The sequence below is a fragment of the Trichormus sp. NMC-1 genome (assembly GCF_001858025.1).
Lineage (GTDB): Bacteria > Cyanobacteriota > Cyanobacteriia > Cyanobacteriales > Nostocaceae > Anabaena.
The window spans coordinates 716,260-731,992 of the sequence record NZ_LZQD01000001.1 but is presented as its reverse complement, the minus strand read 5'-3'; the positions used below and the strand labels follow the sequence as shown (position 1 = coordinate 731,992).

The window sequence follows — 15,733 nt, the reverse complement described above, 5'->3', positions numbered from 1 at the left end:
GACATGACTCTATTTAGCTAACCTACTTGCTAAGTTCTGATAAATAACATCTAACCACACGGGAATAACAGCTTTACCTTCATCCAGGAATGCGATCGCTCTTTTCCTGTCAAATTCTACTAGAGAAAGCGACTTATCCTGTGCTGATAACAACAGCATAAACCGCTTACCCTTACCTGAAATAAACAACTCCGGCTCTTGTGCCTTCAGCCTTTTGAGGGTTTCACAGGCAATATCAAAGCTTATCCCCGTAGACAACCAATATACCAAAGCAGCCAGTTCCACCAGATTAGACCTGGAGTAATAAATACTGCGTCCTGTTCCTGTATCACTAATGACAGGCACAACAATCCCCTTCTCTCGCCAATACTGGATCTGACGGAGAGTACAACCTGTAATTTGAGCCGCTTCCTTACTTGTGAAAAATGTTTCTTGCATAAAAACATTTTACAGAAAGCAGTTATAATACAAATATGTTAGTATTAGACAAATATGTTTATTAGGTATGAGCCAAATCACTATTCAGTGTCGTTTAGTAGCCAGTGAATCCACCCGTCAACAGCTATGGCAGTTGATGGCAGAGAAAAACACGCCACTGATTAACGAATTACTGAGTCAAATTGGTAAACACCCAGAATTTGAAACGTGGCGACAACAAGGTAAACACCCCACAGGTATAAGTAGGAGGGCGTTAAAAATTGTCGTTGGGGCAAGGGAACAGGGAACTCTTAACAGGGAACAGGAAGAGAGCTTTGGGCGATTTTACTTTTCTTCACATACCTTTAAATTTTTCTGTTAACCTACTTAGTCAAAGAACTGTGTGAACCTTTGAAAAATGATCCGCGCTTCATGGGGCAACCTGCACGGTTTTACACCAGCGCAACCTTGTGATTCTGAAGTTTCAACACCCCTCCCGGAGTGGGGTGGGTTGAAAGCTGGCATAATATTTTTGCATTGTGTTTCAAAGCCTAATGAATTAGAATTGTGTTTTAAAATTAAGGTGGGTTGAAAGGAGTGCTGCGATCGTACACAGCATCAGGTGTGTATAGTAGCTTGATCGGAAAATTAAGGACAATTAATCTGTTAACATCAGTTTAAAAAACAAGAATAAGTCAAAGTGACAATTAATTTGTTAAAAATGACATCAATCTGTTAACAGTGACAAATAATTAGTTAATGTACATATGTACAATGGAGAATAGGAGACTCGAACCCCTGACCTCTGCGGTGCGATCGCAGCACTCTACCAACTGAGCTAATTCCCCTTGTGAGTGCAGAGTAGCAAACTCTGACAGACGTACTCTATCTTAACACTCAGGCACGGCAGATTTCACATCTTTTTGCAAATACACCTCCTGTACCCGTTCCAATTCCAAATCAGTCAAATAATCTACAGTCCAGTTGGCTTGACGCTGAAGCATATGAAAAGGGTAAGTATGGGCTACACCAACTACTTGCATCTGGGCGCGTTTTGCTGCTTGAATACCCGCTGGAGTATCTTCAATCGCTAAACATTCTTGGGGTTGCAAGTTTAATTCTACAAACTTTTGATTAAAGCGTTCTACCGCCAGCAGATAACCTTCTGGTTGGGGTTTACTAGTGTTAGTGTCATCCCCAGTAACAATAATCTGAAAATATTCAGCCAGTTTGCCACGTTCTAGCACAAATTCTATTTCTTGACAAAGAGCGTCACTAACTAACCCTAGTTTAAGATTTTGCGATCGCACCTGAAAAATTAAGTCATCTATTCCCGGATACAAAGGCAGTTTTTCTAATTTCTCCAATTCCTGCACATAAGCCTGAGCCTTGCGGTTGAGCAACTGAATCAAATACTCCTCGGTTGCAACTCTACCACGATTTTTCAGCAAGTCTTGAAAACAAGCGCGATAGCTCCTTCCCAGAGAAGCTTGACGCTCTTGCACCCTTTGGGGTTGAATATTTTCCTCCACCAGAATCTCATCTATCAGTTTCAGATGAATCGGCTCATCTTTAATAATCACACCATTAAAATCGAACAGAACTGCCTTTAAACTCATGCCACTATGCCAAACACTGAAGAAGCAATATCCTGAAAATTATTATTATCCATTCTGGTGTCTGTTAATGTGAGCGATCGCTTGACAAGCATATTACTTTTGTATTACAAATAAGTTACAGCAATTTGGAAATATTCTATGTAACGTCTAAATTTATACTAGTAATACAGTGGTATGCACTTGAATGAGATACATCATAGTCCCCTCATCGCTTGCGGGGAGGGGGTTGGGGGTGGGGTTCTTGTATCTTACTCAACTGAGAACCGCTATATACACTATTGTGTTGGCAATTCCGCAAATAGTCTATCTATGAATTTTCCCAATCCAAAATCTCAAATCCAAAACTCAAATTATGCCCTACGAACAATTAGAAATTAACACACCATCACCCGTTTTATCTTGGGCAAATCATTCATTAGGCTCAGATGAAACCAAAATGGCCAAGAACGTTGCCTCCTTGCCATTTGTATTTAAACACGTTGCCTTAATGCCCGATGTGCATTTAGGAAAAGGTGCTTTAGTTGGTTCAGTCATTGCCACCAAAGATGCCATTATTCCTGCTGCTGTGGGCGTAGATTTAGGTTGTGGTATGAGTGCCATCAAAACACCATTTACAGGTGAACAACTAGAAGGCAAACTCAAGAAAATTCGCCTAGATATTGAAGCTGCAATTCCCACAGGATTTAATGAAAACAAAGATGTAGAAAAAGCAGTAACTAACTGGCAACGTTGGCGCGATTTTGCTAACTTGCATCGTGGTGTGCAAGATTTAGAAAGCAAAGCAATGAAACAAATGGGTTCTCTTGGTGGGGGTGAAAGATTGCCCCATCTTACAGTAATGTAAGATTAAAAACTCGTCCAAATCGGTGAAAGCTGCGAATGGGTAAAATTTTAAATATTTACCTGCTAATACCGAGGGAAGCGGTAAAACGCCCCGTAGAGAGTAGAGGGACTTGGGCATCCTAATATATATATTTAGGATGAAGGTGTACTCCGAACTATACCGAATTTGAAGGTATAGAATCAAGCAGAAATGACTTGATCGATTGCTTAACCAGCAATCCGTAACAAATTGAATCACTTTATCGAAATATGTCTCGACACAGAAAATCAAGTTTGGTTAATGTTGCATTCTGGTTCACGAAATATTGGTAATAAACTCGCACAATGCCATATTAATACCGCCAAAGAATTAGCAAAAATGGCAGGTAATAAATTACCAGATCCAGATTTAGCTCACTTTGTAGTTGGTACACCAGAATTTCAAGCATATTGGCAAGATTTACAATGGGCGCAAAATTATGCCCATTTTAACCGTGATGTGATGATGTCACGATTTAAAAAAATTGTCGAAAAACATCTTACAGGGGGAAAAATAAGCAAACCTTTATTAGAGGTAAATTGTCATCACAACTACGCAGAAAAAGAAGTACATTTTGGCGAAGATGTGTATGTAACTCGTAAAGGTGCAGTTCGCGCTCAAACAGAAGATTATGGGATTATTCCTGGTTCAATGGGAGCAAAATCTTTCATTGTCAAAGGTAAAGGTAATGCTCATAGTTTTTGCTCCTGCTCTCATGGTGCAGGGCGTTTGATGTCCAGAAGTAAGGCAAAAAATGTCTATACACTTGATGATTTGATTGAACAAACTCAGGGTGTAGAATGCCGTAAAGATGCAGGTGTTATTGATGAAATTCCTGGTGCTTATAAACCCATTGAGCAAGTGATGGAAAATCAAGCTGATTTGGTGGAAATAGTGGCAACTCTTAAACAAGTTCTTTGTGTCAAAGGTTAAATTTGTAGGGTGGGCAATGCCCACCTTTTTTATTTTTAAACGCAGAGGTACGCGGAGGTTAGCGCAGAGGAACGCTGAGAGTAGGGATAAAATTGGGGAGTTTATAGCGGTATACACTTGAATAAGCTACATCATAGCCCTCTCCTCGCTTGCGGGGAGGGGGTTGGGGGTGGGGTTTTTGTATCTCACTCAACCGAGAACCGCTATATAGCTGATAATTTTTAAAAGATGTCTATTCTTGCTCAGGTCTAACACTTAAATATCTATCTTTGCGAATAGTTTTGATAACAGTTTGGATATAACTTTCTGCTGCACCCAAGGTTTTTAGTAAATGATTTCCTAACTCTAATGCTGCTTCAAATTCAGGTTGTACTACTTCTTTAGCACCCATTTGGGTTAAGAGGTCAATTTCTTTGTTACTGTGTGAGCGAGCAATTACATCTAAATGAGGTGCAATAGTCAAAGCAATTTTCAGAAGTAAGCGAGTGCTGGCAGGATCTGGAAGGGCAATTGCTAAAGCTTTGGCAGTTTCTAAATGTGCTTTTTCTAATACTAATTCAGAATCGGCATCTCCGAAAATGTAAGGTATTTTGTGCATTCGTAGTCTTTGTACAGATGCTTCGCTGTTTTCAATTACTAAAACTGGATATCCTTCGCTTTGTAATATGTTGACAATTACTTGCCCCACTCTACCGTAACCGGCTACTACTACGTGACCAGTAATTATTTCTGGCATAGATATTGTTTTTGGTGTAGAAAAGCGTTGTAATAACTTTGCTAGGAAGGGGTTTTTATTCAAACTATCTGCAATTAAAGGTGCAACATTGAGCGATAAAGGAGTGAGTAGGAGTGTAATTGCTGTTGTTCCTAATAATAAAGAATAGGTTTGTTGAGATATCAGTCCTAATTTTAAACCTACTAAGGATAATACAAAAGAAAATTCTCCAATTTGGTTGATACCAAAACTGACTATAATGGCATTTTTTAGAGAGTAGCCAAACTTGAGAACAATGACTAAAATAATTGCTGCTTTACCCAGCATGACTAAAGTTACAAGTTCTAATATTAGTCCAAAATTATTGATAAGGATAGCAGGATCAATTAGCATTCCAATTGATGCAAAAAACAGACTTGCGAATGTATCTCGCAACGGTAAAATTTTTGCTAATGCCTGATCAGCATAATCAATTTCAGAAATCATTAAACCAGCGACAAATGCCCCCATCGCAATTGAAAGACCTAAACGTTCAGTTATTAATGCCACTCCTAAACATAAGGCAATTACAACTAACAGAAATAATTCATTACTTTCGGTAGCGGCAATATTACTTAAAATATGGGGTACTATCCACCGACTCAAGATAATTGCGACTATTACAAAAAGTGCAATTTTAAGAAGAGCAAATCCTAGTGCTATAGCAATATTTTCAGGTTGTTTCAAAGCAGGAAGTATTGCTAACATTACACCCAATGCTAAATCTTGGGTAATTAAAATGGCCAGCATAATTTGCCCATGCACTGTATTAGTTTCACCCCTTTCTGTGAGTGTTTTTAATACTATTGCTGTGGAAGAAAGAGATAAAACTGCTCCTAAGAAGATTCCTTGTGTGATTCCCGCAGCCCAACCTGTAATTGATGTTACTAGTGTTACTAAAGCAATTGTCAATCCAATTTGCAGTAAACTACCTTTGATGGCAATTTCTTTAACTCGTTTTAATTCTGCTAAAGAAAATTCTACACCCAGTGCAAACAGCAGGAAAGCGACACCAATTTCTGCTAAGGACTTAATGTCAGAAATATTGCTTAATAACTTGAAGCCAAAAGGGCCTATAGCAAATCCGCTGACTAAATAACCAAGTATCACAGGTTGATGCAGCCGATTTGCTACAAATCCACCGAGTGCTGTACTTACTAAAACAATTGTTAAATCTAGAATTAAACTATGCTCTGTCACCATGTTGTCTTTGGTTTAATTTTGTTGTCAACTTTTGTCACTTACTTTTCAGAGTAACTTGAGTTGACAGTAGTCAACATCTACAGTGCGATAGCTGATAAAAAAAACTTGGAATTTAAAAAACTCCAAGTCTGAAATTAAGTAAGATTTATTGGTTTCTAAAGTTTTTCCTTAAAGTGTCAAAGATTGAGGATCGGTTTCAATCAAATTAGCCAAATCTTTCAGGAATGCTGCGGCATTAGCGCCGTAAATAATCCGGTGATCACAGGTAATATTAACTTTCATTTGTTGACGCACACCAAGCAAACCATCAGCAGTGGCTACTACTTGCGGACGAGAGGCAGCGATCGCTAAAATTGAACCTTGTCCAGGTGGCAAAATTGCGTCAAATGTATCTACACCAAACATTCCCAGGTTAGACAGGGTAAAAGTCCCACTGTTGTATTCTTCTGGTTGCAGTTGTTTAGCTCTAGCCTTATCAACCAAAGTTTTCCAATTGCGAGATAGAGAATAGATATCTACTGCATCTGCTTTTTGTAATACTGGTGTAATCAAACCGCCATCATCCATCGCTACGGCAACGGCAATATTGATATGGGAATGATACACAATTCCTTGGTCTGAATAGCTGGCATTCAATAAAGGGTGTTTTTGTAATGTCACCGCTACAGCTTTCGCCAATAGCGCTGTCATCGTCACCCCTTTAGATTTAATTTGCTTGTAAAGTTTGTCTAATCCATCAGTGGTAATTGTGTAACCGACATGGAATGTCGGTACAGATAGGCTGGTCATCATGTTCCGTACTACTGCATTTTGCAGAGTAGTTAACGGCACTGTTTGACCAGGAACGGCACTGTTGACCACAGGCGCAGGAGATGGTTTTGTATCTGCTACAGATGTCACTGGGGCGATGGGAGTGACTGGGGTAATAGCAGGAGCCGGAGTAGGAGTTTGCTTAACTTTACCAACGGATGTTTCCACATCTTCGGCAACAATCCGACCGTAGGGACCACTACCTTGGAGGGTATTTAAATCTACTTTCAGTTCTTTTGCCAATTTGCGGGCGCGGGGTGAAACTACTAGCCTTCCTTCCCGGTGGTTAGAACCATTTTGAGAGACTGCGGCAGGTGTGGCGACAGTTGCAGCGGCGACGGGTACGGAAGCGGGTGTAGCAGAAGCAGCAGTGCTTCCTGGGTTAGCTTGAGATTTTGCTGTTTCAATTTCAGCTTCCGTTTCTACTACGTAAGCGATCGCTGCTCCAACAGGGGCGCTTTCACCAGCGGGGACTATAATATGGGCTAGAAATCCCTCATAGAAGGATTCCACATCCATATCTGCCTTATCGGACTCTACAACCACCACTGTTTCGCCTTTTTCCACTTTATCCCCTGGCGATTTTACCCAAGAGACAATCTTCCCTTCTGTCATGGTGGAACTCAGCGCCGGCATAAATACTTCATGAATGCTCATAATGGTGGTTTCAGAATCAATAATTTTATGGACTTTAACAGCTGTTGCCAGATCGAATTGTATCTTGGCACGAGAATTTTAGGTTATGAAAGGGTCTGGGGATTGGTGACAAATTGAGTCAAAAGAGGGATAAAGGAAAATTACCTTCTGCTTTGAAGCCTCTTGCCCCAATTGGAACCTAAAGAGTCGGGTGATGTCTATATACATAGCAATTATGGATAGTTAGTCAAGAGCAACTAAAATTATTGCTATATCGGTATGTTCCTCACCACTGGGAATGTATAAAAGCTGCTTATTAGCAGTGGCTAAGAGTGAGAGCGAAATCTAGAATTCAAAATTGGTCGTTAACCTGTTTGAAATTCCCCTTTAATAGTGTTATGTCGGCAAAGTTCAAATTGTTTTTAATTTTGATACTCAGCGTCTTTGCCACTGCTGGGGTGTATGTAATCCAGCATCAGCCATCGGCATTGATTACTGGAACTGCTAATGGGCAACAGCAGAAATTTTCTGTAGAAAAGCAATCTTCAGAACTCCTGGCTTACCCTGAGCGTTCTCATTATCAAACCATCCCTTTAGAAAGTATCAATTCTGCACTCCAAGGCAGTGATCCTGCAACTTTAGCTCTGAATGCTCTTGATGAGGTGGCATCAGGGGCGAGAATAGGTCAAGTAGAGGTGGCTTATCCTCAACCTAATCAAGCCTTAGTGACGATTACACAAGTCAAGCAGGCTAAAGATAATTCGGGGAGTGCCATTAGATATCGCATAGAAATGAGCCGCTTTGGGCGATCGCTTTTAGTGAGTTCTCCCCCCATCTGGGAAATTATCTGGGCTGGCTCCCAGGTAAAATGTTTCTCTAGAAATCCAGCCCAAAATAAATTGAGTAACTCCTGTCGTTAGTTATTGCCCATGACTAATGACTAAATCTTTAGATATCACCGCGAATTTCTTCGACAACGCCATCTCGTAGCACGATTTCCACCTGCATTTTGCTAATCAAGTTATCCCCGATTTCTGCCCGGAAAAAGCCTTCCATTTGAAATTGGTTGACTTCTTGATCTAACTCCAGAAACTGTACTTGCTGAAGATTTTGTAGTAACTGATTTTTCTGCTCTAGCAGTTCACTTTTCTTTTGATTGACTTGAAGTTGAATATTGTCAATTTGTTGGAGGGTCTGGGGGCCTGGTGGTTGTAAACTTTGCTTTTGAATTGCAGCAACTGCTCTTTGTCCTTCAACATCTAGTTGTTGCAGCTGTTGATCTAGTTGATTGATCTGAGTCTGTAGCTGCTGTTGCACTTCCTCTTTCCAGAGGGGAGTGACGATAACTTTCACATTAACGCCACGTTTTAAAAGCAATTGCGGGTTGGAGACATCCATAAAAATTTCACGTTCACTCTTACTAGTTTGCAAGTGGAATTATTTGGCAAACATTCCGTCAATAATATCGTGATACCGTTCTGTGACAACGTGTCGTCGAATTTTGAGGGTTTGTGTCATCAGACCATTTTCTATGGAAAACGGTTCCAGAATTAGTTTGAAAGGGCCAATGCGATCATCGGCTCGATAGCCTGGACGATTCTGCACTTCCCGATTCAACTCTTGCCTAAATAAATCCTGGATTATTTTACTCTCTATGTTAACTTTTTGACTAACTGAGGCGGTAAGATTATCATTCTCTGTACTGAAATTCAGATTTTGACTTTCTGCCCATTTTTCCAAGGCTTCGAGATTGGGAACAATCAAAGCACCAATGCTGCGCTGGTCTTGTCCTACCAGCATGATTTGATCAATGTAGGGCGATCGCAAGCAAGCATTTTCAATTGGCTGTGGTTCGATATTTTCGCCATTGGTTAATACAATCGTATCCTTAGCTCTACCAGTCAGCACTAAGTCATTTTCGGGAGTCACCCAACCCAAGTCACCGCTATCAAACCAACCTTCAGCATCTATTACTTTCTTTGTCGCTTCGGGATTTTGGTAATAGCCCTGCATAACTTGTGGCCCTTTGAGCAATACTAAACCCCGTTCTCCTACTGGGAGGGGCTGACGAGTTTCCGGATTCACAATTTTTACTTCTGTAGCAGGAATTGGTTGTCCACATGAACCCCGCAAATTCCGCCAAGAACGACGCGCATGAGTTACTGGGGAGGTTTCTGTCAAACCATAGCCTTGTAAAATCTCTACCCCAATAATTTCAAAAAAATTATCTATATGTCTGGGAAGCGCACCCCCACCGCTAATTACCTGCTTAATGCGTCCACCTGTAGCTTCCCGCACTTTGGCATAAACTAATTTTTCTCCCAATGCATGAAATGGTAACAAAGCCAACTCTGCTATTTTAGCTTTTGAGCGCTCAATGACTGAGGCATTGATGTGATCTAAACTTAATCCTTGAGCAATTCGCCGCGCTTGAATGTACTTCTGGCTCATTTCCAGTAAAAATTTAATTAATTTCTGTTTTTTGGCTGGTTGTGAGCGGAATTGCTTCTGCACTCCTTCATAAATCGATTCCCACAGCCTGGGTACAGCAATCATGTAATTGGGTTTAAATTTTTTTAAATCATCTTTAACAGCACGTAAATTTGTGTAAATTTGTGTGCAACCTTGAGACAGTAAAAAATATTCACCACTCCGTTCGTAGCTGTGCCATGTGGGGAGAATGCTGAGGATTATATCTCCTGCTTGTGGTTGCACCAAAACTCCCAAGGTTTTGACTTGGTGCAACAAGTTTTTGTGAGACAGCATTACACCTTTGGGTTTTCCTGTAGTACCAGAGGTATAAATTAGCGTTGCTAAGGTATCGCTACTTTGTTTAATGACGGATAAACTGTGGCTGCTACCAATTTCTAGCAATTGGGAAAAGTTCAGCACTTGAAAATTTTCTGCTGCTGGTGCTGCTTCTTCGGAAAGTAAGATTACCAGTTTAATGGGTAAGTCTTTTAAGCGTTCCTCTAGTTTCTGGAATGTTTTGATATCCTCGAATACCACCGCAGTGCTACCACTATTAGCAATGATAAAAAGTAATTCTTCTCGTTCAGCTAGGGCGCTACGCACTGCGTTCACTGCCCCAACTGTCATGATACCTTGATCGGCAATAAACCAGCGGGGACTATTGTCAGCAATTAGGGAAATGCGTTCACCTACATTTACGCCTAACGCCTGTAACCCGGCTGCAAATCGCTGAATTTGGGCTGCTAACTCACTATAGGTAATCTTAATTTCTGGTTTGCTGTGGGGGTTGTAGAGGGCAACAGTACTACCAAATTGCTTGCCAGCTAAAGGCCAAATTTCTGCCACTGACTCTACATTTGTATAATCTACCAAACTGTTGAATGCCTGACGTTCACGCTCAGGGATATTAGATAACAAAGAAGACGCAGGTTGGGTGTTTGTCATAATTAGGTTGTTTGAAAAGTAATTTGGTTTTTCTTTGTATTAACAGTATTTACAGCAGAATTCAGGAGTCACGAGACGCTTCGCAAACCTATGGCTTACGCCACGCTGCTCTATCGGTTCAGGAGTCAGGAGTAACACTGGCGAATGTGTCTAGGTTTCAATTTTGATTCTGTACCGTATGGCTGACGCTCACGGCGAAGCCTCATTGATCTGCAATCTGCTGTAATATTTACAGTGTCTACTCTGTATAACCTCATGTGCAACTTTTTTCAAGCTCACTATTATAGAAGCTTTAATGATGAGGATTTTATACAAAAGATGCTGAAAACCTTGTTCTATTTTAGAAAGTTGCACATCTTGGATGTATGACAGTGCAGCAATTTCAACGGTTTTATTACAAAAAATTATGCTAAACTGCATTTATATAGACTAAATGTAATGGTTTGGTTTCTAGGCGGTTCCATACATTTTACAGTCAGAGTCAATCAATATCCCAATAATGGGTGATTCGTAATTCGTAATTCTCCTATTCATGAATGAGGAAGAGAGAAAATCAGATTGCTTGGCGTTCATGATTTCTAGAAATCAATTCCAGCCTAATTTATTTCTTCACGAGTCAGCAGTAACACAAGCTTGATGTTTGGCTTTTCGCCTATATTCTCTACTAAATGTACCAGCAATATGCTGTACGTTTCTTTACCGCCTTAATTACGAATTACGAATTACGAATTATAAATTGTTACCACCTAATTTATCGAGGGGGTGATTACCTATAGGTTTAATTGATGTATTATTCATCACAGTCATGAATATGGTAGCTTGTTTAGCTTTCCCCAAGCTTCTATCTATGTTTTTGGCTCCTAAAACTAAATTATCTGAGCCATCATCAATGGGTTCTAATTTACAACCCACCCGGATAGAAATAACAAGTTTTCCCTATTGTACAGCTTATGCCTTGACTCATAGTCAGTTTTGTAAATTCAGCCCTCATTTTTGTTCCCAGTGTTCTCCTAATGGAGGGGAATAGCAACACTTTGGGATTATAGCTGGAAACATCAATTTCAAATCTACCTCCTGTGGTTGAAACGGGTAATACTAATTTTGGTTGGGGAATTTTGGTTTCAACGTATCGGTTAGTTTAGCCAAGATATCTGTAGGGTTGGGATTATCCTGCCCCTACAATCATAGGCTTTTCCAGAAATCTATATAAATTACTATTACCTGTTACAAAAGTTTAGAAAATTATCAGCATATCTATGAGTCTTACTCAGGACAGGGAAGTAGTATTTACGAAATAGAAAAGCTGTAATATTAGCCGACGATACCAGATTTAGGGTTGATGACTACGACGAATTTCTGTAATTTGATCTGCCACATCAAGTATAGATGTGGGTATTTCCGTCCCAGTGAGAATAAGATCAACATGGGGAGGGCGTTTTGTCAGAAACTCTAAAACCTCTGCTTCTGGAATTAAGCCAAAGTTAATAGCTAAACTTAATTCATCTAAAACAACCAGAGAATACTTACCTTCAGACACTACTTTTTGTGTATACTGCCACAACTGCTGTAAAGCTTCGGTTTCCGTTTCGTCTAGCTGTGGTGTATCAATGCAACGCGGTAAATCACAGCGAAACCAATCTAAATGTTGACTCATTTGTATAGGTCTTTCCGCTCCTTGACGAATACCGCCTTTGAGAAACTGAACTATTAAAACTGGTGTACCTTGACCAGCAATTCTCAGCGCTTGCGCCATAACAGCTGTAAAAAAATTACGCTGGGAGGTAGTGAAAACTTGCACTAGTCCTTGAACTGAATATGGTAGGCTGAGACTCGAATTGATACTTGAGGGTTCTAGCTGGGCAACCATAGAGATCAGGTGAAAAAGTCACAATACATTAAATAGCTTTTGCTGTGAATAGTAATAGCAAGTTTACGCTGTATGATTAATCTATTTTGTACAGATTGAGTGTATTTTTACGATTGACATTTTTAGTCAAACACTAGATTTATTCTAATTAAATTGAGATTTTGGTTTTTTAGATGAAAGTAGTTGTAAAAATAAAAACTACCCTTTGTTTGTGTACATTAATTAAACTACTGAAATTAGGGACTGAAAATCATTACAATATGGGATTTATCAGTTGATTTTGGCAAAAAAGAGTTAAAAAGTCAGAAATTTAAGATTAAGAGGAGTAAATGGTTGTGAAATTGGTGATTCTAGGAGGTTCTGGTTCTGGAAAAAGCACTCAAGCAGAAATGCTCTGTAAACACTTTAATGTTCCTTTGATTTCCACAGGTGAAATTTTACGGTCAGCGGTATCTGGTGAAAAATCAGGTAATGGCTACACTACACTGAATCAGTTAGGCAGCCTCACCCAGCCATACGTAGAAAAAGGGGAATTAGTCCCAGACGAAATCATGATTGAATTTATCAAAATTCGCCTTAACCAGGATGATGTAAATAGTGGCTGGATATTAGAGGGTTATCCTAGAACAGCCTTCCAAGCTGAAGAATTAGATTTTTTGTTAGACAGTTTAGAACAAAAACTAAATTGGGCAATTTATCTGCAAGTAGCAGAGGCAGTGATGGTTAGCCGATCTTTAGGGCGATCGCTCCCAGATGATCAACCAGAGATAGTGCAGCGCCGTGTAGAGTTATTCTACGATCGCACTGTCCCTATTTTAGAATATTATGACCGTCGTCGCCGTCTGTTAACTATTAATGGTGACTATTCCCCAGAACAAGTACAGCACAATATTCTGACTTTACTTGGGTAATGGGATTTTGGATTTTAGATTTTGGATTTTGGATTGTATTTACAGCAGATTGCAGATCAATGAGGTACAGAATCTAGATTGAAACCCATACACATTCGCCAGTTTTACTTCTGACTCCTGACTCCTGACTCCTGACTCCTGACTCCTGACTCCTGACTCCTGACTCCTGACTCCTGACTCCTGACTCCTGACTCCTGACTCCTGACTCCTGACTCCTGACTCCTGACTCCTGACTCCTGACTCCTGACTCCTGACTCCTGACTCCTGACTCCTGACTCCTGACTCCTGACTCCTGACTCCTGACTCCTGACTCCTGACTCCTGACTCCTGACTCCTGACTCCTGACTCCTGACTCCTGACTCCTGACTCCTGACTCCTGACTCCTGACTCCTGACTCCTGACTCCTGACTCCTGCTGTAATTAACTCCAATCTCAAATTTATCTCTCCATATCTCCATTCTCCTGCGGTAATCTAAAAGCATTCCAAATTTTGAGGCAACTCCAATGGCTTGGCAGCGTCCAGACGGTCGAAAACCCTACGAACTTCGCCCCCATAGTTTTTTACCCGGTTTCACTCGCTTTACTCCCGGTTCTGTTTTGGCTAAAAGCGGAGATACTCAAGTACTCTGTACTGTCAGCGCTACTGAAGGAGTGCCGAAATTTTTAAAAGGAACTGGTAAAGGTTGGTTAACTGCTGAATATCGGATGTTACCATCTGCCACTCAACAAAGGAACGAAAGGGAATTTATGAAATTATCGGGAAGGACACAAGAAATTCAACGTTTAATCGGACGCAGTTTAAGAGCAGCTTTGGATTTTGATATTTTGGGAGAACGGACACTGACTGTAGATGCTGACGTGTTGCAAGCAGATGCTGGAACCAGGACAACAGCAATTACAGGCAGTTTTGTAGCTTTAGCTCAAGCAATTTCTAGATTATTACAAGATGGAGTATTAGAGCGATCGCCTTTGTGTGGTCAAGTGGCAGCAGTTTCTGTAGGTTTATTGCAAGAAGAGCCATTTTTGGATCTTAACTACATTGAAGACGTAGCCGCAACCGTAGATTTTAACGTTGTCATGAACCACAAACTTGGCATCATTGAAGTTCAGGGAACAGCAGAAGAAGGTAGCTTTAGCCGTACCCAGTTAAATCAATTACTAGATTTTTCAGAAAAAGGCATTCAGGAATTATTAATTGCTCAACGGAATGCGATTGCTGACTGGGATAATTTATTTGTAAGAAATTAGGAATAATATTTCCAATCCATGTTTATTTGTGATCAATACTAACTGAATAAGAAAATTCAATATTAATTGGCGGTAAAATTGCAACCAAAAAGAAATTCAGAGCAATTGTGGATTGTTCGCTGTTTTGCCGCAGTCCTCCTATTTGGTCAAATCTGCCTGCATTTACTTCAAGGAAAAACTTACTACCGGAAAATTTTAGAGCATATGGTGACAGCAGGACCGGCTTCCCTCTCACCAGTGCTGCTAGTCAGTGGTTTTGCTGGGATGATTTTCACCATTCAAACGGCAAGAGAATTAGTCAGATTTGGTGCAGTAGAGAGTGTCGGCGGTGCTTTTGCTCTAGCCTTTTGCAGAGAATTAGCGCCAATTTTGACCGCTAGTATTATTGCTGGACAAGTCGGTTCAGCTTTTGCGGCAGAAATAGGCGCAATGCGAGTAACAGAACAAATTGATGCACTGTATATGCTCAAAACTGATCCTATTGATTATCTTGTATTACCAAGAGTTATTGCTTGCTGTTTGATGATGCCCTTAATGATGATATTCGCTTTATTAATGGGTATCACTGGTGGAGCTTTTGCAGCTTTTCAATTTTATCAAGTGCTTCCAGAGACATTTTTAGAGTCAGTCAGAGATTTTTTATTACCTTCAGATGTGTTAATTGTTTTACTCAAAGGGTTAATTTTTGGGGCTATAGTTGCTGTTAATGGCTGTAGCTGGGGATTAACTACTAAAGGTGGCGCTAAAGAAGTAGGAGAATCTGCAACAACAGCGGTTGTGACTACTTGGGTAGCAATTTTTATGATGGATTTTGTACTGGCGTTGCTACTGTTTGAGCAGCCTATACTTTGAACTTCTTCAACGCACAGGCAGAGGAGCAAGGGGAAAGAGAGTTTGAAAGGTATTTTGCGTAAGTCCTGATTCTAAAAGCTGTCCTCTGCGCTGATTATTGGCGGTTAGTACAACTGACTACTGACAAATAACCATGAATGGTGATAAAGAACCACTAGGTTGATTATTTCCCAATTAACTGGATGATGTTAAAAGTTTCAAAAG

14 protein-coding genes, 1 tRNA gene and 2 pseudogenes are annotated in these 15,733 nt (G+C 40.3%); 7 read left to right on the top strand and 10 right to left on the bottom strand.

Translation table 11 applies throughout. The annotated features are described in order from the left end of the window. Window positions 1-9 precede the first annotated feature (9 nt). Window positions 10-438 (bottom strand): MerR family transcriptional regulator, encoded by a 429-nt coding sequence (locus tag A9Y75_RS03245; protein ID WP_071188124.1) that lies wholly within the window; start codon window positions 436-438, stop codon window positions 10-12. Window positions 439-505: 67 nt separating this feature from the next. On the opposite strand from A9Y75_RS03245, the gene A9Y75_RS27230 reads away from it, so the two are divergent. Next, the gene (locus A9Y75_RS27230) at window positions 506-799 is read left to right on the top strand and encodes a hypothetical protein (RefSeq protein WP_071188123.1); all 294 of its coding nucleotides are present in this window, start codon (window positions 506-508) and stop codon (window positions 797-799) included. A gap of 393 nt (window positions 800-1,192) precedes the next feature. On the opposite strand, the gene A9Y75_RS03235 is transcribed toward A9Y75_RS27230, so the two are convergent. Then, a tRNA-Ala gene (locus A9Y75_RS03235) sits at window positions 1,193-1,265 on the bottom strand. Between the two features lie 42 nt (window positions 1,266-1,307). Beyond that, window positions 1,308-2,036, bottom strand: a complete 729-nt coding sequence (locus A9Y75_RS03230) for an HAD family phosphatase (protein WP_071188121.1) — start codon at window positions 2,034-2,036, stop codon at window positions 1,308-1,310. A 352-nt stretch (window positions 2,037-2,388) separates the two neighbouring features. Between A9Y75_RS03230 and A9Y75_RS03225 the strand changes: the two are divergent. Together A9Y75_RS03225 and A9Y75_RS03220 are read left to right on the top strand one after the other, a co-directional pair. Next, a pseudogene (locus tag A9Y75_RS03225) lies at window positions 2,389-2,850 on the top strand (RtcB family protein); the annotation flags it as partial. A gap of 261 nt (window positions 2,851-3,111) precedes the next feature. Further along, window positions 3,112-3,831 (top strand): annotated as a pseudogene (locus tag A9Y75_RS03220) (RtcB family protein); the annotation flags it as partial. 232 nt (window positions 3,832-4,063) lie between these two features. On the opposite strand, the gene A9Y75_RS03215 reads toward A9Y75_RS03220, so the two are convergent. Both A9Y75_RS03215 and A9Y75_RS03210 read right to left on the bottom strand, forming a co-directional pair. Then, window positions 4,064-5,788, bottom strand: a complete 1,725-nt coding sequence (locus A9Y75_RS03215; RefSeq protein ID WP_071188119.1) for a cation:proton antiporter — start codon at window positions 5,786-5,788, stop codon at window positions 4,064-4,066. 168 nt (window positions 5,789-5,956) lie between these two features. Continuing rightward, window positions 5,957-7,255, bottom strand: a complete 1,299-nt coding sequence (locus A9Y75_RS03210; RefSeq protein ID WP_071188117.1) for a dihydrolipoamide acetyltransferase family protein — start codon at window positions 7,253-7,255, stop codon at window positions 5,957-5,959. Between the two features lie 377 nt (window positions 7,256-7,632). Here A9Y75_RS03210 and A9Y75_RS03205 point away from each other — a divergent pair, with 377 nt between their 5' ends. Beyond that, window positions 7,633-8,154 (top strand): hypothetical protein, encoded by a 522-nt coding sequence (locus tag A9Y75_RS03205; protein WP_071188115.1) that lies wholly within the window; start codon window positions 7,633-7,635, stop codon window positions 8,152-8,154. A gap of 28 nt (window positions 8,155-8,182) precedes the next feature. Here the strand turns inward: A9Y75_RS03205 and A9Y75_RS03200 are convergent, their stop codons facing one another. From A9Y75_RS03200 to A9Y75_RS03180, 4 genes are all read right to left on the bottom strand, one after another. After that, a complete protein-coding gene (locus A9Y75_RS03200; RefSeq protein ID WP_071188114.1) occupies window positions 8,183-8,632 on the bottom strand; it encodes a YlqD family protein in 450 nt (149 codons plus the stop codon). A 39-nt stretch (window positions 8,633-8,671) separates the two neighbouring features. Next, the gene (locus tag A9Y75_RS03195) at window positions 8,672-10,651 is read right to left on the bottom strand and encodes a long-chain fatty acid--CoA ligase (RefSeq protein WP_071188112.1); all 1,980 of its coding nucleotides are present in this window, start codon (window positions 10,649-10,651) and stop codon (window positions 8,672-8,674) included. Between the two features lie 729 nt (window positions 10,652-11,380). Then, complete coding sequence (locus A9Y75_RS28180) at window positions 11,381-11,563, bottom strand: hypothetical protein (RefSeq protein WP_071188108.1); 183 nt, start codon at window positions 11,561-11,563, stop codon at window positions 11,381-11,383. Between the two features lie 418 nt (window positions 11,564-11,981). Next, complete coding sequence (locus tag A9Y75_RS03180; RefSeq protein ID WP_071188107.1) at window positions 11,982-12,518, bottom strand: P-loop NTPase family protein; 537 nt, start codon at window positions 12,516-12,518, stop codon at window positions 11,982-11,984. A 335-nt stretch (window positions 12,519-12,853) separates the two neighbouring features. Here A9Y75_RS03180 and A9Y75_RS03175 point away from each other — a divergent pair, with 335 nt between their 5' ends. Beyond that, window positions 12,854-13,429, top strand: a complete 576-nt coding sequence (locus tag A9Y75_RS03175) for a nucleoside monophosphate kinase (protein ID WP_071188803.1) — start codon at window positions 12,854-12,856, stop codon at window positions 13,427-13,429. A 73-nt stretch (window positions 13,430-13,502) separates the two neighbouring features. Here the strand turns inward: A9Y75_RS03175 and A9Y75_RS28175 are convergent, their stop codons facing one another. Beyond that, the gene (locus tag A9Y75_RS28175) at window positions 13,503-13,865 is read right to left on the bottom strand and encodes a hypothetical protein (RefSeq protein ID WP_177176086.1); all 363 of its coding nucleotides are present in this window, start codon (window positions 13,863-13,865) and stop codon (window positions 13,503-13,505) included. A gap of 68 nt (window positions 13,866-13,933) precedes the next feature. On the opposite strand from A9Y75_RS28175, the gene rph reads away from it, so the two are divergent. Then, window positions 13,934-14,677, top strand: a complete 744-nt coding sequence (rph, locus tag A9Y75_RS03165; protein ID WP_071188105.1) for a ribonuclease PH — start codon at window positions 13,934-13,936, stop codon at window positions 14,675-14,677. Between the two features lie 78 nt (window positions 14,678-14,755). Further along, window positions 14,756-15,529: an MlaE family lipid ABC transporter permease subunit gene (locus A9Y75_RS03160; RefSeq protein ID WP_071188802.1), complete on the top strand. Its 774-nt coding sequence runs from the start codon at window positions 14,756-14,758 to the stop codon at window positions 15,527-15,529. Window positions 15,530-15,733: the final 204 nt, after the last annotated feature.